Genomic DNA, 20,777 nt, shown 5'->3' on the forward strand with positions numbered 1-20,777 from the left:
TCTAAGGAGAGACGCCTATTATTTATTTCCATTTATTGCAGCTTATCTCATATCATCAAGCTCCAGGTTACTGTACTTCCCTGTAATCATTCATAAGCTTGTCGATGATTTGTTGAACGGTTCTAATTTCTTCGATCTCATGCACCCTCGAGCCAGCAAAAACCAACCCGTTCTGAACATCTCCCGCAAGGGATTTATTTAGAGTATCCATTGTGCAAAAACGAAACGAGCACACCTTCAGGCACTTATGGCATTTCTCAATGCGTAATTTCGTATTTTCATTACTTATCAAATCTGTTAATCGGTTCTTGATCGCTCTTCCGTGTAATCCTACCGTAGTCTTAACCAATATTGTATCGCCCTGCTGTGCATCTACATACATCTGTTTGAAGGCTAGTGGAGCATCACATTCATGGCTAGCTACAAACCGTGTTCCGATCTGAACACCAGATGCACCTAGTTGCATAGCCTTAGCGATATCCTCTCCTGTCATGATGCCTCCAGCTGCAATTACCGGAATCTTGACGGCTTCCACAACCTCCGGAAGAATATCAAATAAAGGCCGGTCTGTACCTAAGTGACCTCCCGCTTCATGCCCCTCTACAACCACAGCAGAAGCACCTAATCTCTCAGATAGTCTTGCTACTTTTGCAGATGAAACGATAGAAATGACAGGCGTATTATGCGATTTTCCCCATGCATACATATCTCTCGATATGCCGGCACCAGAAATGATGAAATCCACTTTTTCTTCTAAGGCAGCTTGCATTTTTTCAGCGAAATCCTTAACCGCAAACAAGACATTAACTCCGATATATCCCATTCTCTCCTTGGATTCTTCCCGTGCCTTACGAATATGTAATCTTAATTCTTCTATAGATATACCTGTACCTGAAATGGTACCGATTCCACCTGCATTAGCTACAGCAGCAGCAAGACTACTTAGGGAAATTCCAACGCCCATCCCCCCTTGCATAATGGGTACTCTTGATTTAATATGACCAATTTGTAATATCGGAAGCTCCAATATGAACACCTCTTTCATGGTATGTATACCTGTTCTTAGGATACTCCAATTTTTGTATTACCTTTTACAGTACTATAACTGGAATTATGATCATATGATTCAACTCACATTGGGGTTTGGTAGCGTTTTACTCTTTATCAGAGTAGAACAAAATGCTGATCTTTATCAAATAAAAGATCAGTACTTTATTCTTAATATTGTAAAGTGATTCATTTCAAATTTTCTTTGGCACATTTCAGAAATGAAAATTTCTATTAATTGATGAAGTTGGCCTCATGTTTAAAACTGTCTTTAATATTTCAATTGAAATCTATGTTTAACTAAGGCTGTATTAAAGCCCCGGTAAAGGTGATTCCTCCGATAGCATTCGCTGTACCCATAATAGTTAGTGCGGTTAACGAATACGTAATATTACCGGTTCCAGGTGTTATATCCACATGATTAACACTCGTCGATGCATATGTGGTATTCCCAGTTGCATGCTGATTAGTGCTAAAGATAATAGTCGCCCCGCGGAGAATTTGTAATTGGATTGCTGTATTACCTGCCGTAGATTCCCAGCCAACGATTCCTGTTAACCAAATGCGGCTTCCTCCCGGAACTCCCGTTATTGTAATGGTTTTTAATGCAGTAGCGGCAGCAACTATCGGGATTGCTGAACTCCCCACTGTATTTGCTGTATTCTCAGATACCTGAAATTGTTGAAAAGCACCTGTAACTCCAGTTGCGCCTGTATCACCAGTTGCGCCCGTATCCCCAGTGGATCCGGTATCCCCAGTTACACCTGTATCTCCAGTCGCACCTTTAACCCCAGTGGCTCCCGTAGCCCCTGTAGCGCCATCACCTCTTGGTCCAAGCAATTCGGAAGATATAATACGGTGAGCTGTCACTAACTGACCCATTGAATTTTTACCCCAGACTGAAATTTGAGTCTCATCTTCTGCAACACCTTCAGTGATAAAAAGAAATTCAAATGAATTAAAATCTGCATAATACTCTTTTGTAATCACTTCATTTGAATTTAATCTTATATCTTCAAGAACATATAACCTTCTTGACCCATTTAGATAAAAACCCTGAATTATTACTGTAGAGGAGTTCACAGTATCACGATTATCAATTTTCACTATCACTCGATGAGTAGGCCGATCACCACTGACCCCTCATTATTTTCTATGAGTCCTGTTGATAAAACCGCCATCTATCTCAGTCTCCTTTTTTCTAAAGTGTCAATTACAAATTATTTCATATTTCGTTGCATTTAAATTCCACTCATCACAGATGTTATTTGTTATATTTACCAACACCATAATCTACTACTAGTCACAATTACTGAACAGAAGAATTCAATAAATAAATGAAACTAGTATTTTGATTTGAACATCTACGATTTATATAATATGTAAAAACGATATACACGTGTGGACATTTCATACGTTATTAAAAAAAAAGAACCTCTTAAGGAGGCTACTGAAAAGCATACGTTTTTTTAAAACTATATAGCAGAAGCGTTGATAGCTTCATAACTTACAAACTCGTTGGTAAACCTATTACTTCGGTGTATGAAACGACCCCAATACCACCTTCGACATGACAATCCGCTTTGTAAACCTTCTTTCTAAATAGTTAATGCAAATGTATAAACGGAATCTAAATACATTCTGAAGCCATATTTCGCTTGTTGTTTTTAGGGAAATGTATAATTTGGCAACATTGTCGGAAAACTATACAAATTCACTAGATTGTTTATGAATGAATGACATAAAACAACCAAACATTTCGCAATCTTCTCATAGGCCGTGTTTTCAGCTTTCACGATTCACTCAAATTTTTCGATCTTTTTTTCCAAAATGGACAGAGCGACAGCAACTAGCCGTTTTTCTTTCTTTGGGAAATACCGAAATAATGGCGCATTTTAACTAAATGAATAAGGGAGGCACATCTAATGAACAGATTAGCAGGAAAAGTTGCCATTATTACAGGTGGAGCCAACGGCATCGGTAAAGCCATTGCGACACGTTTTGCACAAGAAGGAGCAAAGCTTGTGATTGCAGATTTCAATGAAGAAGCACTACATGCTACTGTTGAGGACTTTAAATCGCAAGGTGTTGAAACATTAGGTTTAAAAGTCAATGTCGCAATAGAAGAAGACATTCAAAAAATGGTCGATGAAACCGTAGCGACATTCAGCCAAGTAAATATTTTAGTTAACTGTGCAGGTGTATTAGATAAAATGCAAGCTGCTCATAATGTAGAAGATGATATTTGGAACCGAATAATGGACATTAATGTTGGTGGCATTATGCGTAGTATACGTAAAGTGTTACCATACTTCCAAGCACAAGGTAGCGGTGTCATCCTGAATCTATCTTCCATTGCTGGCTTAACAGGTGGACGCGGTGGCTTTACCTATACTGCAGCTAAACACGCAGTCACTGGGATGACTAAAAATATTGCTTCTCATTACGGACCACAAGGTATTCGTTGTAACGGGATTGCACCAGCAGCAGTCGAAACAGGGTTAACTGCTTCAATGGATGGCATGGATATGGAAGGGTTACAATACGCTACACGCGGTGTTAGTCTGATGCCACGCGCTGGGAAGCCAGAAGAAATTGCAGACATTGCTCTTTTCTTAGCCAGTAACGAATCTTCTTACGTCAATGGTGTCGTGATAGCAGCAGATGCAGGATGGTCTGCTTACTAATATTTCTTTTTCAACAAATACAGCTAACTTTACGGATCCTTTCTTGTGTCCATTCTTTCATTAATTTCTCGTGTGACAGACGTTTAGGAGCTTCATATCTTTGATGATTGCTGCTCCCTTCTACTTCAAAATTCAGTTAAATATTATAAATGTGCGAGAAAGGATGATCACATGAAATCACCAGATCAAATTGTTCCTGAGGCACTCAATCTATTTAACGGTGAAAGCAATGAAAGCCCTTTTGCGGTATTCGCCAACATGCGTGAAATGAGCGCAGTCATCCCTATTCCTTTTCCAATGGGTGGGGATAATATTCAAGCCTGGATGGTTACACGTATGAAAGAATCTATGCAGGTACTCAAGGACCATGTCCATTTTACAGTTGACCCCTCCACTATCGAAGGAAGTAATGACTTTCGGCAAAGCTTGGCTGGAAATGATCCATCCGCACCTCCTACCTTCTTCACTGGTAAATCCATGCTCTTTGTTGATGATCCTGATCATCGCAGGTTGCGTGTACTAGTATCTAAAGTATTCACTCCTCGATATATGGAAAGCTTGCGCCCTCGCATACAGGTAATTGCCGATGAATTACTCGACAAGGTGCTAGAGCAAGGGCAAATGGACCTTGTTGAGGACTATGCCTATCCTTTACCTATCAACGTTATTTCCGAAATGCTCGGAGTACCACAAGCTGACCGTTCCCAGATCCATGCTTGGTCCGGGACACTTGCTCACGGGCTTGGTCTTGGAAGAAAAGATCCGGAAGTTGACGAAAACCTCCGAGCCTTTGGCGAATACACTGCGCAGCTTGTGGCCCACAAACGTCAGCACCCTGCGGATGACTTGATAAGCCAGCTGATCGCTATTGAAGAAGAAGGCGACCGACTCAGCGAAGACGAACTTATCTCGATGATTACGCTATTGATCTTCGCTGGTCACGAAACCACCTCGAATTTGATCGCGACCGGTAGTATGATGCTATTGGATCATCCCGCTCAGCTTGAGAAGCTTAAATCAGATCTAAGCTTGGTCCCTTCGGCCGTCGAAGAACTTCTACGTTTCAATGGACCGTCTACGATCGCAGGACCGCGTTTTGCCACGAAAGACATTGAACTAGGCGGTCAACTGATCAAGAAGGGCGAAGTTGTTATCCCCGTCTTAAAGTCAGCGAACCGTGACGAGAGCCAATTCTCGCAGTCAGAGGAATTGGATGTCACTCGAAAAATAAATCGTCATCTTGCCTTTGGATTTGGCATTCATATGTGTCTTGGAGCGCCCTTAGCCCGTGTGGAAGCGGACATTGCATTTACCACCTTGCTGAGACGCATGCCGAACTTGCGGCTGAACATCCCTCGCGAGAACGTCAATTGGAACTTTACATTAAGTTCGCAAGGATTAGCTTCTCTGCCTGTCGCATTTTAACCCTTTTTTATGGACAACTTGACGGAGGACTCTCTTTACAGACATGGCTAGTCTCTTTCGTATAAATTGATCCTATAAATATGAAGGTGATATATTAAGAAAACCACTATTCAGCGCGAACATTGAGTTCACGCCTTATAGTGGTTTTTCGTGATTAAACTAACCATTTAGCAACGATTTCTAAAGTGAATATTTTGGACAGTTCTTCTAGTAAACAGGGGGAATTACCCAGTGGGATCGTTGGCTAGGGACCTTCAAAAAACTTATGAATCGTTAGATGTCATTTGTGCTTTTGCCATTTTGGAAGTAGACTAATAGGATAGAAATTAAAAATGTTAATAGTTTCAGCGAAATGGGGATTAATAATGTCATCCAGTGTCATTGACATACTACAGCTTGAGTATCAACGTTTCTCGGTAAAAGAAAAGGAAATTGCTGATTATGTCATGCGAAATAAATCATCCATCAACAATATCAATATTAGGGATTTGGCGGCTAATACCAATGCTTCCATGTCAACGATTACTCGGTTTTGTAAAAAAGTAGGTTGTGATACCTTTGTCGACTTTAAAATTCGCCTTAACCGAGAAGTCCAACATCCTCGTAACGACACCGACATTTTTATGAAAACGCAAAATATTTATAATAATATCGTGAATGCGACCGCGGAAATGCTGGATACCAGCAGAATCGAACAAGTTGTCCAGTACATAAAGGAAGCTCGGAGAATTTACGTTTATGGTCTAGGAAGTTCGGGGCTATCTGGCTTAGAGTTCAAACACAGACTAACTCGGATGGATATCGTAATCGATGCGGTGACAGATTCGCACATGATGATCATGAGTGCTTCCCTTCTTGGCCAAGACGATCTTGTCATTGGTTTGTCCAATTCAGGTCGAACCACAGAAGTCAGCAATGCATTAAATGCGGCCAAAAATAGAGGAGCCAAAATCGTTGGAATCACTAATTTCGATCATACACCCCTATCTGAAATCTCAGATATTTGTATTTTCACACCGGAGATCGGACGTTCTGGAGATGTTAACTTCATCAATAGCCAACTAGCCATTATTTACATCCTAGACGTAATTTCTCTTCTATTGCTAGAAGATAGAGATTTGCTCAAGGCACGGCAACAAACGCTACAAGCCCTTTATTCAGCAGAATAATAAAACAGCCAACTATAAGTAAGTTGGCTGTTTTTTATAGGTTAGTCTCTTATTATTTGCTAGAAGGAGCTGGCTGCCACAATTTTGAAATCTCCGAGACAAAGCGCTCCGTAATTTGCATTGGACGAGTAATAGCTCCACCAACAACAACACAGTAGACTCCGGCTTCAAAACAGGTTACCGCCATCTCTGGGGTCATAATATTTCCTTCAGCAACAACAGGTGTATTCACATTAGAGATGATCTCTTTTAATGCTGCAAAATGATCATCGTATAGCTTACGTCCTGCTGTCTCTTCTGTATATCCTACTAATGTAGTGGAAATAAGATCAAAGCCAAGCCGTTCTGCATTTATTGCTTCCTGTTTTGTCGAAATATCTGCCATTAATAAAATTTGCGGATGTTTTGTACGAATTTCATTGACGAATTCATCTAGAGTTTTACCGTCCGGCCGTGCACGCAAAGTTGCATCAACAGCAATTATTTCTGCATTAACCTCAGCAAGTTCATCCACTTCCTGAATCGTCGGTGTAATAAATACAGGGTTTGTTCCATAATTTCTTTTCACAATCCCTATCACTGGAAGATCAACTTGTTCCTTGATTTCTTTCACATCAACAGCAGAATTTGCTCGTATGCCTATCGCTCCGCCTTCTTTTGCCGCAACTGCCATTCTTCCCATAATAAATGAACTATGAAGCGGCTCATGCTCTAAAGCCTGGCATGATACTACGAGACCGCCTTTTAAACCTAATTTGTCTAAATTCATTGTATTCACTCCGTTTCCATATATTCTTCAATTTCATTCTTAATTACCGTTACCTGAGGTCCGTAAATGACCTGCACTCCGCTACCGACAAGAACAACTGCTTTGGCTCCCGTAGCTAAAAGCGCTTCTTTTTCTACCTTATCTGTATCCTTTACCGATACACGAAGCCGCGTTGCACAACAATCTAGATCCTTAATATTATCTGCACCGCCCAATCCATTCAAAATGGCGATCGAACGTGCCGCTCCTGATTTTGGCGATTCATTGGTAATTTGACTTGTTACATCTGGTTCTGATTCCACCTTTTCCTCACGCCCTGGTGTTTTTAGCTTGAGTTTAACGATCAAGAATCGGAAGGTAAAGTAATAAAGGAAAAACCAGATGATACCTATAATTGGTACTAAAATCCAGTTTGTTTTCGCATTACCCTGAAGAATTCCATATAAAATAAAGTCGATTAATCCTCCAGAGAAGGTCTGGCCAATTGTAATTTCAAAAATATGCGTAAGCATAAAGGCCAATCCATCAAATACAGCATGAATCACATATAGTACTGGAGCTATAAATAAGAATGAAAATTCCAATGGCTCCGTAATTCCCGTCAAGAACGATGTGAGTGCGGCAGATAACATAAGACCGCCGACTACCTTTTTATGTTGGGGCTTAGCCGTATGATAAATTGCAAGTGCGGCACCAAGCAAACCAAACATCATAGTTATAAAACGTCCCGACATAAATCTTGATGTACCGGAGAAGAACTTCTCAGTTAAAGGATCTCCTAATTGTGCAAAGAAAATATTCTGTGTTCCTTCGTAAACCTTTCCCCCGATCTCCAGTGTTCCTCCTAGACCCGTTTGCCAGAAGGGAAGATAAAAGATATGATGCAACCCAAGTGGTCCAAGCATCCTTAAGGAAAATCCGTAAAAAAATGTTCCTATATACCCGGTTCTATCGACCAAACTACCAAGCTGCGCTATTCCGAGTTGGACTGTTGGCCAAATCAAGAATAAAATTATACCGATAAAGATGGCCGCAAAAGATGAAACAATAGGAATGAATCGAGATCCGCCAAAAAAACCAAGGAATTGGGGGAGCTCTATCTTGTTGTATCGATTATGAAGCCATGCTGTAACCAGTCCTATCACAATCCCTCCAAGAACACCGGTCTGCAGAGATTGAATTCCTAGCACCATGCCTTGACCCGCGCTTGCCAAGTTTTCCCCCGCAAGTGTTCCCGAATTGATCAACATGGCATTAATGGTTGCATTCATGACTAGATAGGCAATACCTGCTGCTAAAGCTGCCGTTCCTTTGTCCGCCCTAGCCAGTCCCACAGCTACACCAATAGCAAATATCAGTGCCAAGTTATCAAACACAATACTTCCTGCACTACTCATAACCGTAAAAATCTGCTGTAACCAGGCTACTTGTAAAAATGGATATGATGCAACCGTATTGGCATTGGATAAAGCACCTCCAATGCCAAGTAATAGACCCGCTGCAGGTAAAACTGCAATAGGAAGCATAAACGATTTACCAAACTTCTGAGCCTGTTCAAAAAAAATTTTCACTTTGGCGACCACCTTCCTAGAACTGTTTTCATTACAATAATAGTTATGAAAATGGTTTTCGTCAATCTAAATTTAAAATCGCTTACATTAACTTGATTATCGTCTATGAATAATTATTATTGCCCATTCGGCTAACTATATATGTTCTTGGCCTTAAGTCTAGGCAAAAACGTATATCCCTTGATCATAAAACGCGATAAAGCCGGCTTGTTATGCGTATATTTTCTTGTCCGCTGTAAATGGATTGTGTCACAATCTGTTTTCATTACCTTGCCTTATTTTGTTTTTCTGTCTTTCAAAAATGTAAACAATTTCTAGCTTTTTATGCTGCTTCATTTCCCATAATCATCGTATTAAGATTGAACGATGAAATAGATTGTCATACCGGTCACAATAACCAGATCGATCTGCGTCAAAGCAGGATATGGCTTAAAATTTCGTTTGACTTCAAGTCCAATCCTTTCCTCTCTCTTATATTGTGAGTCCGTTGTCATCAATTATTTTCGTTTTTTGGTTCATTCCTCATCGGTTTTAGTATCTTCAGAAGATATATCGTCTGAAAGGATCTCATGAAACGGTATGTATTAATTACACTATTTAACTGGCAGCAGGGCAAAAAGGATCAGTCTAGTGTCATCTTAACGTGACATTAAACTGATCCCAATGTTAGTTCTCCCTACATTTTTTTGGCGGATGACATGAATCACAACTGCCTCTTTTACTGATATCGAACAGATCCGCTTTAAGGATTACATGCTAATTGACGATGATCAGGTTTCTTTACTACTCGCCTACCTTGTATATATTATCGCATACCCGATTCAAAAGGCTGGTCTCGTGACTGACTACAATAACACCAATGTCTCTGCTTTTGCAAATGCTAAGAAATGCATTCCAGATTTGTGCCTGTGTAATAGCATCCAACATGGTAGTCATTTCATCGGCAATAATATATTTGGTAGAGGGATTGAGAGCTCGAACAATACAGAAACGCTGTTTCTCACCACCGGAAAGCTCGACAGGCCAACGGTTCATCCATTCCTCCCGTATTTCGAAAGCATCTAGAATGTCCCGAGTAGGCGTGTAGGATTCGGTCAAAACATCCCGCATACGCCATTTGGGGTTAATCGCCTTTTCTGGATGTTGATAGATTAATTGTACGGGGCGAAATTTCTCGTGCCTCCAAGCGTTATGATCTAGCCCTACTTGACCCGCACGGGGTGTGATATACCCTGCCAAAATTCTGGCTAACGTGGTTTTTCCGCATCCGCTGTAGCCGGATAAACCAAGGACCTCACCTGGAGCTACTGAAATGTTTATATTCTTAAAAATCCAGCGATCTTTCTGATAATAGTGACCCAGATTCTCCCCAATTAGAGACATGATCCCCCTCCTTTTCCTTAAATTCCAAATCGAAATCATTCTGCGGCAAGGCCCGCCACAACCTTCGGGTATATTCGGTTTTCAATCGTTCTCCCTTACCTTCAAAAGCCGTTGCTTCGGAGATTTCCACGGTGGTTCCATCCTTGATGACAGCGACGCGGTCTGCAACTTCAAGCGCCGACATAATATCATGAGTAATCAGCATGACCCCCGCACCATCTTTGGCAAATTGCTTCAGTTGCTGTAAGATTTCGGATAGCGCCTGCGGATGGATTCCGGGCGTTGGCTCATCGGCAATGACAAGTTTGACACCCTCTCGAACGCTAGTTGCAAACAACACCCTGCGGAGCATTCCGCCCGATAACTCAAACGGAAGTAGCCGTCCATCACTCTTTTTTAGGTCATATTGTGCAAATAGTTTTTCTTGCTTTGCCTGTGCAGTTTTCTGATCGAGTCCGATCTGTACCTGTCGCCCTACACGCATGAGAGGATCAAGATAATTGATAGATTGTGGAATGAAGGAAATTTCTCTTCCCCGGAGTTGTTCTTTTCTCTTTTGTGTCAATTCTTCTCCTTTGTAAAGAATACTTCCGTTGCAGCTGGCATTGCCAGGTAAGATTCCTAGCACAGCGTGTGCCAACAGACTTTTACCTGAACCGCTAGCACCTACCACTGCTACAATTTCACCTTCATCAATATCCACATGCAAATTCGCTATGGGGTGTATTACACGTTTTTGTGTTCCCTTAAAATATTGAGAGAAGCCAATCGACAGGTTCTCCACCTGTAGTAACGGTTTGGTCTGTGTGTTACTCATCATGTATCCCCTCTATTCATTGGAGCTGGAAGGCTCCATTAAAATGCGAAGCTGTTCGCCAATACTATCAAAGCTTTTAACGACTATTACTAAGAGTAATCCCGGCAACACGACGAGCCACCATTTTCCGGTAGAAATATGGCTCATCGCCTCAGATAGTATGATCCCGATAGCCGGGGTTTGCGGAGAGAGCCCGAACCCTAGGAAAGTCAGAGCGGCTTCATGCAGAATCACATGGGGAAACATCAACAGAAAGCCAATCATAATTTGTGGGAATATAGATGGTAATATATGCTTCCTTGCGATATACCACGCGGATTTCCCATAGCTTTTCGATATTTGGATGTATTCCGCACCTTTAATTTGTAATACTTCCGAGCGAACCACCCTTGCTAGCCCCGTCCAATGTGTGAGCGAAACGCCCAGTATGATGCCGTGTATTCCACCACCTACTATGAAGCAGATCAAAACCATAAAAACGAGATGAGGCATGCCAATAAACAAATCGATAAGCCATGATATGACGTTATCAACTACTTTTCCAAAGGTCGCCGCACAAATGCCCATAAAGGTTGCGATTAGAACGCTGAGTATAGAGGCAAAGGCTCCCACTGTCAGTGACAGACGCAATCCCTTCATGGTACGCGTGAACATATCCCGACCGAGCCAGTCCGTGCCAAATACATGTTGAAGGCTGGGGGAAAGGTTCTTACTCGCGACACTCAAACGAAGATTTTCATTACTCAGCCAAAAGCTGAGAACCAGAATAGTCAGCAAAAATCCGGAAGATAAGGCAAGCAGTAGAATTATATTTTTTCGTACATTCATTCCCTTTTGTAGGCTCAGCATCCTAGGCCGCCCCCTTCATGCGCGGATCTATAACCTTATTCAAGATATCAGCAATAAGATTTCCTGCAAAAACAAACAAGGAGCTAATCAAGATAATGCCCACCAATAAAGGTAGGTCACCCTTCAATCCCGCAGTGGTCAAGGTACTGCCCAGCCCCGGATAAGCAAATACCTTCTCTGCGAGCATAGAGCCTCCGAAAAGTTCACCGAAATAAGCAAATTGCAGCGAAATAGCGGGAATTATAGAGTTACGAACACCATGATTTTTGCATATTTGCCATTTGCTTTCGCCTCGGGCCTTCGCGAAAATGACATATTCCGTGTTCAAAATGTCTATCATTTTCTCGCGAGTGTGCATCGCTACATTGGCAACCCCGAGAATACTTAAGGTCAGGGCCGGCAACACAAAGTGGTGGACCCGGTCTATAAACCTAACGTCACTCTCCAGTACCCCAGCAGGCATCGCTAGGCCTACGGGAAACCATTTGATCCATACCGCAAAAACAATTAAAAGAATGAGTCCCATCCAGAAAATTGGAGTGGAAACCAGCGTATAGCTGTACCATTTAATGATCTTGTCAATAAATTTCCCTCGATTCATAGCGGCGGTCATTCCGAGAACATATCCGATCACTCCCGATAAAATCCACGCCGTGCCCATTAATGCAAGAGATGATAGAAAACGGCTTTGAATAATATCAATGACTGGACTTCTGTAAATTTTTGAAATTCCAAAGTTTCCTTGTAGCAGTGCCCCTGCCCAGGATATATATTGCTCCACAGGGCTTTTGTCTAAGCCCCAGTATTCTTTGATTCTCTCAATTTGTTCTGGCGACGCCGAACTGTCCCCGCCAATATAAGCATTGATCGGATCCATTGGAGACAGATGGATGAGAGAAAAAGTCAGAATGGATAATCCGATCAGCAAGGTCACAACGCGAAATAGATGAACAACGATGTTTTTTGCCACAATAACTTACTCCCCTTCCCCATAGAAAGAGAGTTTCTGAAGAAAGAGCCTCCAGAGACTCTCTTTCTTAATAATAATCAGCGAATCAATTGTTCCATTCCCATTCTGTTACATTGCCGAACAATGCCCATTCATGACCATGCGAGTGAATCGGCTGCTTACCTAGATTCAGATTTTCTTTAGCTAGATACAAATGGTCCACTCGCACTAACCAAATAATTGGAGCATCCCCGATACCGCTAAAGCCTGTTTCTCCATCCCATTGAGCAAGCTTCCAGTATTTGTTGGCCTCTCCAAGTGTGGAAGAAGTGATTGCCTGTTTCAAATACTCGTCCACCTTAGGATTATGGTAGTTAGACATATTACCAATGCCCTTATCGATCTGATCGGTTGCATTCATTGTATACAGTTGGTACGGGTGATGCCTTCCGCCCCCCCATGCGACTGCTGCTGTTTTGCCTTTCAGATAAATCTCATCCCATGAAACGGCGATAAGGTTGATCTGAATACCGAAGGCACTCGCTTGATCTGCAGTAGCAAGGGAAAGGTCACTGCGAAGCTGATCACTGGAACTGAAATACATGTCAAACTCTGCTTTATTACCGTCTTTCTCTACAATACCGTCCTTATTCGTATCTACCCACCCACCATCGGCGAGGACTTTCATTGCTGCCTCAATTTTGCCGTCCTCGACAATAGTTTCCTCATTGAACCAAGGCAAATTATCAGCAAGTGAGTATGCCTTCTCACCGTGTCCATCCAGTGCCACATCCAGAAGCTTCTGGCGATCCAGTCCAATATTAAGTGCCTGGCGGATCGCGAGATCTGACGTCACATCGTTGCCAATCTCTACTTCTTTGCCATTGGTCAAGCCTTTACCGCCGCTGGGCACTGTGGGTAGCATGATTCCGCGGGAGTCAATGCTTTCATAAGTACGAAGGGTCATTCCCTCTACTTTTTGCTCTGCGAATGTCGGTGGAACGTAAACAATGTCGGCTTCCCCAGCCTTCGCGGCTGCAAGAGCGGCATCTTCTTCGAGAAGTAGGAAGGTCAATTTTTTGAATTGTGGTTCCTTGCCGTACCAATAAGCATTGTATTCCATAATGACTTGTTGTCCCGCATTGTACTGCACCACTTTATAAGGTCCTGAGCCGATCGGATTTCGGGAATAATTTTCATCATAATGAGCCTTGGGGACGATTCCGATCTCCGTAAGTTGGCTTACAAAGGTGGAACGTGGCTCATTAAGCGTAATAGCGATGGTATTGTCCTCAATTACGTCTATTGATTTGACAAACGACAAATCGAATTTAATGCCATCCTCCTTGAGCATTTCATATGTGAACTTGACATCTTCCGGAGTAACCTGCTCATTGTTGGAGAATTTGGCATCATCGCGGAGCGGGAATGTCCACGTGAGCGCATCATCACTGATGGTATAGGATTTCGCGAGGTCCCCAATAAAATTAAGATCAGAGTCAATAGCTAACAGTGAGCTATGAGTCAGACGGATTTGTGTCATCCCCCAACCCTTCTTGGGATCGAACTGCCCACCATCCATGATTCCCACGGCAAGCACCAAATCCTCTTTAACAGCTATCGGTTTCTGTGATGTGGATGAAATTTCAGATACGGTAGAATCGGTTGAACAACCTGTCAATAAGATAAATAATGATAATACCATTACGAAACACTTAAATAACGATTTTGTTATGATTTTCTTTCCATTTCTTTTCATGAGAAACCTCCATAGTATGATTATTTTCTAAGATTTGGTCATTTCCTTCTTTATTTTAGTGATACCAAAACATCCACCTACAATTAAAATTGTTCCAATGACCGAGAGTATATTGGGTATTTCCATCCAGAAAATAAATCCCCACAACGCATTAAACACAATGCCGATATAACGCACGATTTCTACCACAATCGCATTTTCATGGGTAAAGGCCTTTGTCAAAAAAACTTGTGCCGTTAAAGAAATAACACCGATACAGATTAGATAAAACCATTCTTTAGAATTCGGCAGAACAAATTCGTTCCACATCAGAGGAATAGAGACCATTGTTGCAGTCACCATAAAATAGAAGATAATCTCGTATGTGTGATGTTTCTGGCCCAAATATCTTATACATATACCGGCTGCAGCAGAAAAAACAGCAGCCAAAATTCCTAACAACGCTACAAGAGAATAGGTAGAATATCCGAAAGGTCTTATTGTAAACATGGCTCCAACAATAACAATCGGCATAATGAAATAGACTTTAGGTGAAATCTGTTCTTTTAAGAATAAACGCGAGAGCAGAATGGTAAAGATAAGTGAAGTATTAATCAGGACGATGGCATCCAACAATGGTAAATTGGCAATGGTGTAAAAATAAAAAATCATGTATAGCGCTCCACAACATCCCCGCAAGGCAAGCATGGGTATGCCTACTTTTGAAAATGACACTTTATCTTTTTTCATAAGGTACAGTATCATGATAGTTCCAATAACACTTCTAAAAAAAACAATTTCATTGGAAGGAATAGAGGCCGCTGTAGCTTTTACAAACACGTTCATAATACTGAATATTAAGCTCGATGTAATGGCATACAGAATACCCCGTATGGCTAAATTATTTTTAATAATATTCATGTTAATTTAATTGCCTCGCACTTCTAATTTCATTACAAATTAATGAAACCTCTTCGTCCCAACACTTGGGAATGAAATCATCAGACAACAGGTACTCTTGATTGGTTTGCGCAAATTGTTCCAATTTACGTTCATAATTTTTGATCAATTTGTCTATAGTAGGGGTCAGCAAAGTTAAGTTACGTGCTGTACCTTGTAATATTTTCAATCTGTAATAATCTTCATTCGGGACTCTGGGTATGCACCAATACCCCTCTGGGTCTTGATATACCTTCTGGATGGGGACTGCCGAAAAGTCAAAATATTTACCATTTGCATCTGGAGTTGAGAATGGATCGATCAATAAAGATGCATACCGTATGTATAATAAATATTCCTGCTTGATAGCATCAAACGAGGTGAAGTTTTCAATATCATCTCGCGATAAACTTTGAGGGCTTACTGGATAATTGTCATCATTCATAAATTCGAGCAGGTTAAAACGTTCTACCTCTAAAGTATTTAATATTAATGAAATTTCTTTCCACTGCTCCAATATGTCATGCATGACATATTGAGTAATCGGGCCTTCCGGATAAAACTTGTATGCATATTTGGGATTGTTATCTTCTCCGAATATATTATCCAGGGCACACTCATTCATAAAAATCGGACTATGCACATAGATTGAAATATTTCTGCTCTCCGCTTCATAGGGACTTTTTGTTAGTACAACAGCGATCCCCAACTGATTAAGCACATTCGATAATTGACTACATGCTTCAGAGTTCTTGTCCGTAGATCCAATATATATTTTCTTTTTTACAGCTTTAGTCAATACTTCAGTGGCAGAGTCCCTTCCTTTTGTTGCAGCATAATATGTTGAGAAACTAACTACTTCAGCAGAACAGCCAGATTGCTTCAAAAAATGAGAGACCAGATGATTGGAACCCATGATTGGAGACACCAAGACAACACATTGTACACGCTTCATAAACTCTAAATCTAATTGCTTTATCACGCTGATATATGCGTTATTCGTAACCGATACTATAATCGTATCCCATTCCTCGCTAATCGTTTCATACCCTGCAAATGCATGATCTATAAAGCATTCACCAGACATTGAAATGTGCTCATTATTTTGAATATGGACACAGACTCTATTGTTATTCTCGTTCAATTCACTAAAAAAAATTTTTGATCGTGCCGAAATCCTTCCTGCTATCCCAACACTGCAATCTAACTTGGTTTTTAGATTTACCGCAATTTGTATCGCTGCTGAACCCGTTCCCAATATGAGTACTCGTTTCATAACACCCAAGTTTACATCCTCCTTTTCCACAAAAAATACATCATATATCTAACCCTTTTTGTATAAAACAGTATCAAATACATTTTCTGGGTGTGCTGTACTTTTCACTACATTCCAAAGCGAACTTTCTACATTTTGTAAGGGATAATTAAACAAAGATTTTAGACCGTTCCCATATCGCATAGCTACAACAACATCTTTATTTGTCAATGCATGCAGCTGCTTGAGAATATCGAACTTCTCCTTTATAGTGGAGGAAAAAACAATATGTGTAGCCTTTTGAGTAAATTCCAATTGATCGACTGTACAATTTTCTATCGTGATGTTGGAGTTCTTATTCAGTAAATTCACAATAATTCTTGAAAGATTGATCGCTTCTGGATCAATATCTATACCAACCACTTTCGCTCCCGTTTTCTTGGCAATGAATAGAGGCGTCATTGGAAATGCTCCAGATCCAATCAATAGCACTTTAGAATTAGATGTAATCTCAAAATTGTCAAATTCCATTTCAATACATGCTTCTATATTACTGAAATAATCAGCTATATCTTGCCTGTTGTCTTGAAATTCTAACGCCCTGTATTTTTCCATATTCCATACGCAAAGTGCGGACTGTTTCCTAATTTCTGCTACTTGCTTTGCCAGATTATCATCCTTTTGGCGCTCAATTCCCTCCCAAATCTTCACATTCTTTTTACTCAATATAAAAGATGTGAAATGACCTATTGTCTTTTCCATTTCGCTATAGTTATTTACATTTTTGTTATTCAAAATATTGAGTTGCCTAAATTCGGATAGAAAAGTGTTCAATTGTTGAATTAACATATCTTGATCAGTCATTATATTCCACTCTCCCTAACGTTATTTTCCCCCGGCTATACAAAAGCCGTTCCTACAGCAGATATATCAACATGCCCTTGAATTGCCAAATGGTTAATAACCCCTTTTTGATATTGCGCCCAAACTTCTACAGTACCTCCCGGCTGTTTAATCTCCAAATGAACGTCTCTTTGGGTTTCTATGGCCATGTATGTACCTAATGCAGCAACACCCGAACCACAACCCCGTTCCCAAATCATAGTTTCTGTAGCGGGAATATAAACCAAGGGTGCCATCTCATTACTTTGATTTCGATACAGCATAATTCCCAACGCAGCTTCGTTTTGTAATAACTCAGGAGATTTCACCATGATCTGCGCCATCTCTCTTGCATAGGGATCAATACAGGGAACATCGACTATTGCATGAACAATTCCTGAATATCTGAGAATAGTAGTCTGAATGTTCACTCCTTTGCAGTTTATCGTTTTTTTATCTATAGATAAGGGAAGTGGCATGTCTAACTTACAAAGATATCCGTTTTTTCTCGCTTTTACCTGACACACCAGCAAATGATTTGATCCAGAAACTTCCAGAGGTATTTCTAAATGATTTCCAGGTTGTAAGTTCTCTTTCCAAGCCATTACTGCGGCTAAAGACATGGTTGCATTACCACAAAACTCTCCAGCCATCATTTGTAGCCGAGCCCATGCCATATCCCTTTCCGATGATTCAATAAACCCTACCTGCTCAGCGTAAACGTTATCATAGGCCATAATACGGGAAGCCACTCGTTGGTACATTTCTCTGTTGTGTTGACTTTCTACAAGAATGGTCATGTTCTGAGTTGGATTTGTTTTAATAAATTTGACTTCCATAGCACGTTTCGCGCCTCCATTTCGGAATGGACTATAATTTGAAAACAAAAAAAATGGATTACAACAATTTTATGACCCTAAAATGTTCAATGTTACCTATACTCCTTTCGAAGCGAAGATGTAAATATTAGTAAAAATCAAGTACCCATTCATAAGTCTTGCTTTTATTCTATATGCATAAGACGGACGCGCTTAATAGTAATTATTACTATTAAGCGGAATATTAATAGTAATAATAACGATTAGCGTTGTTGTTGTCAATATTTATTTTTCTCACTATGTTAGTCCTGTTAAATACTGCTTCCATTATTGAATCACAAACTTCACCGGCTTTTGAACTACAAACAATTGCCGATAATTCGTCATCATTCACTGCTTCGTACGTACATTGATGATCTTCTTCCAGCTCCAATATCATCGCTAGAAAACAAAAAGGATCAGTCTAGTGTCATCTTAACGTGACATTAAACTGATCCAATGTTAGTGCCGCTGTACATTTCTACCTGCATTTTTAGGCGGATGACATGAATCACAGCGGGAAGCTTGACGCTTACTTACATAAGCATTGTTATTTGGTTACCTCTAACTGAACGCTGTTGGATTTGTAGATCAATTTTACTTTGTATTTACTTGGCAAACCTACTGTTTCGATGGAAGAAAATGCTCCACTCCGTTTATCAAACGTCATAATCGTCTCGCCATTAACCGGTACATATTTGTCCGTGAAATTTAGGCGTAATTTTCCGTTGAGTGTTGCCACATTCTTGATTTTGAGCAGATCTTTTTTACTACCAATGTTAAGCTCTAGTGCGCCCTTGGCAGTTTGCTTGTAATCTCCTCCAATAATCAGTTGTCCGTCAACATTCTCCAAGAGAGTTCCCCCGTTGTTCGTCACACTCGCGGTCCCAAAAGCCGTCTTCGAATCACCTTGAAGTGTGCCTTGCTCAATCTGAGTACCACCAGAATACGTGTTATTCCCAGCAAGCTTCAACGTACCTGTTCCTTTTTTGGTCAGCTTTCCGACACCAGAAATGTTGTTGCGCCAGCTATCCAAAGCATTGAATCCACCTTGTTGGGAATCCATGGTCACTGTTATGTTATTGGCAAAAGCGCCATAACCGTCTGCGGCGGCAAAGAGATTAAGGCGTCCACATCCCTCAGCATCATCAAGTACGGGATAACCTGAAGGGAGACCTGTCGTAGCTAACACCCAGCGGCGTTGAGTGTTGTCAAGGTAAGGCAGACGTGTTTCAAGCAGTACTTCCGCTCCTTTTGGAACAATTATTGGAGAAGTCGTTGAATCCATCTGACTGAAGCCATAGGTTAATCGTTCGGAATAACTTATTTTGTTCGTGACGTAATCGCTGTATAGATCTGATGATGTACCGCTTTGCGTTAACAGTTCACTGTGAGCATCCTGATAAGCGGACTGCTTCAAACTGATATTGTCAGGATCGGACAGGATAGCAGCAGCCATAGCAGTTGCCATGACACGTCCTCCTATGACATCAAGGGGTGAATGCATACCGGCAACGATACGATTGTTACCAAGCTCAGACGCACGTGTTAACAGTTCCTGATATCGTTCTGGTACGGCATAAGCCAGAGCAAAAGCACTGAGATATGCAGCATTGGTATGACCACTAGGAAAGCCGCCGTCACTACTCGGATCAGAATTTCGCACCGGAATGAGGGTTGGAATTACGAGAGAGTTGTTGACCCAACGAAACGGACGAGGATAATTAAAATACGACTTAGCCGGATTCGTCGTTGAAAATTCACCACGTAAAGTATTGACCAAACCCACCATGTTGCCCAAACTGGAATCTGTACTTCCTGCGTTGTTGCCTTCGTCACTATATTTTTGAGTCGTGGCATCTACTACAACATCGTTGATCGTAGTGGTCGCTTCTGCTTTAGCTCGATATGTATCAGTCAGCGAACCCAGGCCGGAGATCACACTGTAGCTCTGCTTTCTGCGGTCATCCAAATATGCTGCATCGGATTCAACAGCAGTGCGGCGATATGCCATGTTAAATACTTTTATAATGTTGAGATCCAGCACGCTATCGTTCAGCTTGGTACCCGTGTCCCATGTCGTACCCGGTGCCCACAATTTATTAAACCCAGAAAGTAACCCGATTGTTGGATTTGAATCTACTGTTTTATTATCCGATTTATTATTTTTGTAATTATCTACAAAATACCCCTCAGATGGTTCCGAAGGGAGAGTAACTGTTGTGGGAATTGTTGCCTCACTTGCGTAACCGACTCCTAAAGAGCTCAAAAGTATGGGTACAGATAACACAGCCACGGTTACTTGTTTCTTTAACGACTTCATTCTCTAATCAATTCCTCTCTAGTATGCTTGTTTTTTCACCCGACCTACAATATTATATCCGTGGTTTATTAACTAGAGAGTATGATTTTGTTAATTTATCATCAATACTGAATGTGT

General features: G+C 41.0%; 18 protein-coding genes. 3 read left to right on the forward strand and 15 right to left on the reverse strand.

All coding sequences use genetic code 11. The features are described 5' to 3' along the window. Positions 1-67: 67 nt before the first annotated feature. Both J2T13_RS08930 and J2T13_RS08935 read right to left on the reverse strand, forming a co-directional pair. Positions 68-1,045, reverse strand: a complete 978-nt coding sequence (locus tag J2T13_RS08930) for an NAD(P)H-dependent flavin oxidoreductase (RefSeq protein ID WP_429370390.1) — start codon at positions 1,043-1,045, stop codon at positions 68-70. 302 nt (positions 1,046-1,347) lie between these two features. Beyond that, on the reverse strand, positions 1,348-2,037 hold the full coding sequence (locus tag J2T13_RS08935) for a hypothetical protein (protein ID WP_429370392.1): 690 nt from the start codon (positions 2,035-2,037) through the stop codon (positions 1,348-1,350). Positions 2,038-2,972: 935 nt separating this feature from the next. Between J2T13_RS08935 and J2T13_RS08940 the strand changes: the two genes are divergently transcribed. The 3 genes from J2T13_RS08940 to J2T13_RS08950 all read left to right on the forward strand — a co-directional run bounded on the left by J2T13_RS08940 (position 2,973) and on the right by J2T13_RS08950 (position 6,328). Continuing rightward, positions 2,973-3,734: a glucose 1-dehydrogenase gene (locus J2T13_RS08940; RefSeq protein ID WP_429370394.1), complete on the forward strand. Its 762-nt coding sequence runs from the start codon at positions 2,973-2,975 to the stop codon at positions 3,732-3,734. A 267-nt stretch (positions 3,735-4,001) separates the two neighbouring features. Further along, positions 4,002-5,159, forward strand: a complete 1,158-nt coding sequence (locus tag J2T13_RS08945; RefSeq protein WP_429370396.1) for a cytochrome P450 family protein — start codon at positions 4,002-4,004, stop codon at positions 5,157-5,159. Positions 5,160-5,524: 365 nt separating this feature from the next. Next, entirely contained in the window at positions 5,525-6,328 is an 804-nt protein-coding gene (locus J2T13_RS08950) for a MurR/RpiR family transcriptional regulator (protein ID WP_429370398.1), read from the forward strand. A 52-nt stretch (positions 6,329-6,380) separates the two neighbouring features. Here J2T13_RS08950 and J2T13_RS08955 read toward each other — a convergent pair whose 3' ends face one another. From J2T13_RS08955 to J2T13_RS09015, 13 genes are all read right to left on the reverse strand, one after another. Next, positions 6,381-7,097, reverse strand: a complete 717-nt coding sequence (locus tag J2T13_RS08955) for an N-acetylmannosamine-6-phosphate 2-epimerase (RefSeq protein ID WP_429370400.1) — start codon at positions 7,095-7,097, stop codon at positions 6,381-6,383. Between the two features lie 5 nt (positions 7,098-7,102). After that, on the reverse strand, positions 7,103-8,623 hold the full coding sequence (locus J2T13_RS08960) for a maltose/glucose-specific PTS transporter subunit IIC (protein ID WP_429370510.1): 1,521 nt from the start codon (positions 8,621-8,623) through the stop codon (positions 7,103-7,105). Positions 8,624-9,021: 398 nt separating this feature from the next. Continuing rightward, the gene (locus J2T13_RS08965; protein ID WP_429370402.1) at positions 9,022-9,165 is read right to left on the reverse strand and encodes a hypothetical protein; all 144 of its coding nucleotides are present in this window, start codon (positions 9,163-9,165) and stop codon (positions 9,022-9,024) included. A gap of 286 nt (positions 9,166-9,451) precedes the next feature. Then, entirely contained in the window at positions 9,452-10,051 is a 600-nt protein-coding gene (locus tag J2T13_RS08970; RefSeq protein ID WP_429370404.1) for an ABC transporter ATP-binding protein, read from the reverse strand. Continuing rightward, positions 9,993-10,871, reverse strand: a complete 879-nt coding sequence (locus J2T13_RS08975; RefSeq protein ID WP_429370406.1) for an ATP-binding cassette domain-containing protein — start codon at positions 10,869-10,871, stop codon at positions 9,993-9,995. The genes J2T13_RS08970 and J2T13_RS08975 overlap by 59 nt, the downstream gene beginning before the upstream one ends. A 9-nt stretch (positions 10,872-10,880) precedes the next feature. Next, positions 10,881-11,717 carry an ABC transporter permease gene (locus J2T13_RS08980; RefSeq protein WP_429370408.1) on the reverse strand — a complete coding sequence of 279 codons (837 nt, stop codon included), beginning with the start codon at positions 11,715-11,717 and terminating at the stop codon, positions 10,881-10,883. Position 11,718: 1 nt separating this feature from the next. Then, entirely contained in the window at positions 11,719-12,687 is a 969-nt protein-coding gene (locus J2T13_RS08985; RefSeq protein WP_429370410.1) for an ABC transporter permease, read from the reverse strand. Between the two features lie 85 nt (positions 12,688-12,772). Then, positions 12,773-14,425: an ABC transporter substrate-binding protein gene (locus tag J2T13_RS08990; RefSeq protein ID WP_429370412.1), complete on the reverse strand. Its 1,653-nt coding sequence runs from the start codon at positions 14,423-14,425 to the stop codon at positions 12,773-12,775. Positions 14,426-14,452: 27 nt separating this feature from the next. After that, positions 14,453-15,325 carry a DMT family transporter gene (locus tag J2T13_RS08995; RefSeq protein WP_429370414.1) on the reverse strand — a complete coding sequence of 291 codons (873 nt, stop codon included), beginning with the start codon at positions 15,323-15,325 and terminating at the stop codon, positions 14,453-14,455. Between the two features lies 1 nt (position 15,326). Beyond that, positions 15,327-16,619 (reverse strand): opine metallophore biosynthesis dehydrogenase, encoded by a 1,293-nt coding sequence (locus J2T13_RS09000; RefSeq protein ID WP_429370511.1) that lies wholly within the window; start codon positions 16,617-16,619, stop codon positions 15,327-15,329. A gap of 48 nt (positions 16,620-16,667) precedes the next feature. Beyond that, entirely contained in the window at positions 16,668-17,462 is a 795-nt protein-coding gene (locus tag J2T13_RS09005) for a nicotianamine synthase family protein (RefSeq protein WP_429370416.1), read from the reverse strand. Positions 17,463-17,497: 35 nt separating this feature from the next. Next, on the reverse strand, positions 17,498-18,319 hold the full coding sequence (locus tag J2T13_RS09010; protein ID WP_429370418.1) for a diaminopimelate epimerase: 822 nt from the start codon (positions 18,317-18,319) through the stop codon (positions 17,498-17,500). 568 nt (positions 18,320-18,887) lie between these two features. After that, positions 18,888-20,660: a phosphatase PAP2 family protein gene (locus J2T13_RS09015; protein ID WP_429370420.1), complete on the reverse strand. Its 1,773-nt coding sequence runs from the start codon at positions 20,658-20,660 to the stop codon at positions 18,888-18,890. Between the last annotated feature and the right edge of the window lie 117 nt (positions 20,661-20,777).

It is taken from the genome of Paenibacillus sp. DS2015, from assembly GCF_050433705.1.
In the GTDB taxonomy this organism is placed as follows: Bacteria; Bacillota; Bacilli; order Paenibacillales; family Paenibacillaceae; genus Paenibacillus_AQ.

Bases quoted from the DNA above. Each gene is read 5' to 3' on its own strand.
- J2T13_RS08930 (WP_429370390.1), bottom strand. From the start codon at position 1,045: ATGAAAGAGGTGTTCATATTGGAGCTTCCGATATTACAAATTGGTCAT.
- J2T13_RS08940 (WP_429370394.1), top strand. From the start codon at position 2,973: ATGAACAGATTAGCAGGAAAAGTTGCCATTATTACAGGTGGAGCCAAC.
- J2T13_RS08945 (WP_429370396.1), top strand. From the start codon at position 4,002: ATGAGCGCAGTCATCCCTATTCCTTTTCCAATGGGTGGGGATAATATT.
- J2T13_RS08950 (WP_429370398.1), top strand. From the start codon at position 5,525: ATGTCATCCAGTGTCATTGACATACTACAGCTTGAGTATCAACGTTTC.
- J2T13_RS08955 (WP_429370400.1), bottom strand. From the start codon at position 7,097: ATGAATTTAGACAAATTAGGTTTAAAAGGCGGTCTCGTAGTATCATGC.
- J2T13_RS08960 (WP_429370510.1), bottom strand. From the start codon at position 8,623: ATGCTTCCTATTGCAGTTTTACCTGCAGCGGGTCTATTACTTGGCATT.
- J2T13_RS08970 (WP_429370404.1), bottom strand. From the start codon at position 10,051: ATGTCTCTAATTGGGGAGAATCTGGGTCACTATTATCAGAAAGATCGC.
- J2T13_RS08975 (WP_429370406.1), bottom strand. From the start codon at position 10,871: ATGATGAGTAACACACAGACCAAACCGTTACTACAGGTGGAGAACCTG.
- J2T13_RS08980 (WP_429370408.1), bottom strand. From the start codon at position 11,717: ATGCTGAGCCTACAAAAGGGAATGAATGTACGAAAAAATATAATTCTA.
- J2T13_RS08990 (WP_429370412.1), bottom strand. From the start codon at position 14,425: ATGAAAAGAAATGGAAAGAAAATCATAACAAAATCGTTATTTAAGTGT.
- J2T13_RS08995 (WP_429370414.1), bottom strand. From the start codon at position 15,325: ATGAATATTATTAAAAATAATTTAGCCATACGGGGTATTCTGTATGCC.
- J2T13_RS09000 (WP_429370511.1), bottom strand. From the start codon at position 16,619: ATGAAACGAGTACTCATATTGGGAACGGGTTCAGCAGCGATACAAATT.
- J2T13_RS09005 (WP_429370416.1), bottom strand. From the start codon at position 17,462: ATGACTGATCAAGATATGTTAATTCAACAATTGAACACTTTTCTATCC.
- J2T13_RS09010 (WP_429370418.1), bottom strand. From the start codon at position 18,319: ATGGAAGTCAAATTTATTAAAACAAATCCAACTCAGAACATGACCATT.
- J2T13_RS09015 (WP_429370420.1), bottom strand. From the start codon at position 20,660: ATGAAGTCGTTAAAGAAACAAGTAACCGTGGCTGTGTTATCTGTACCC.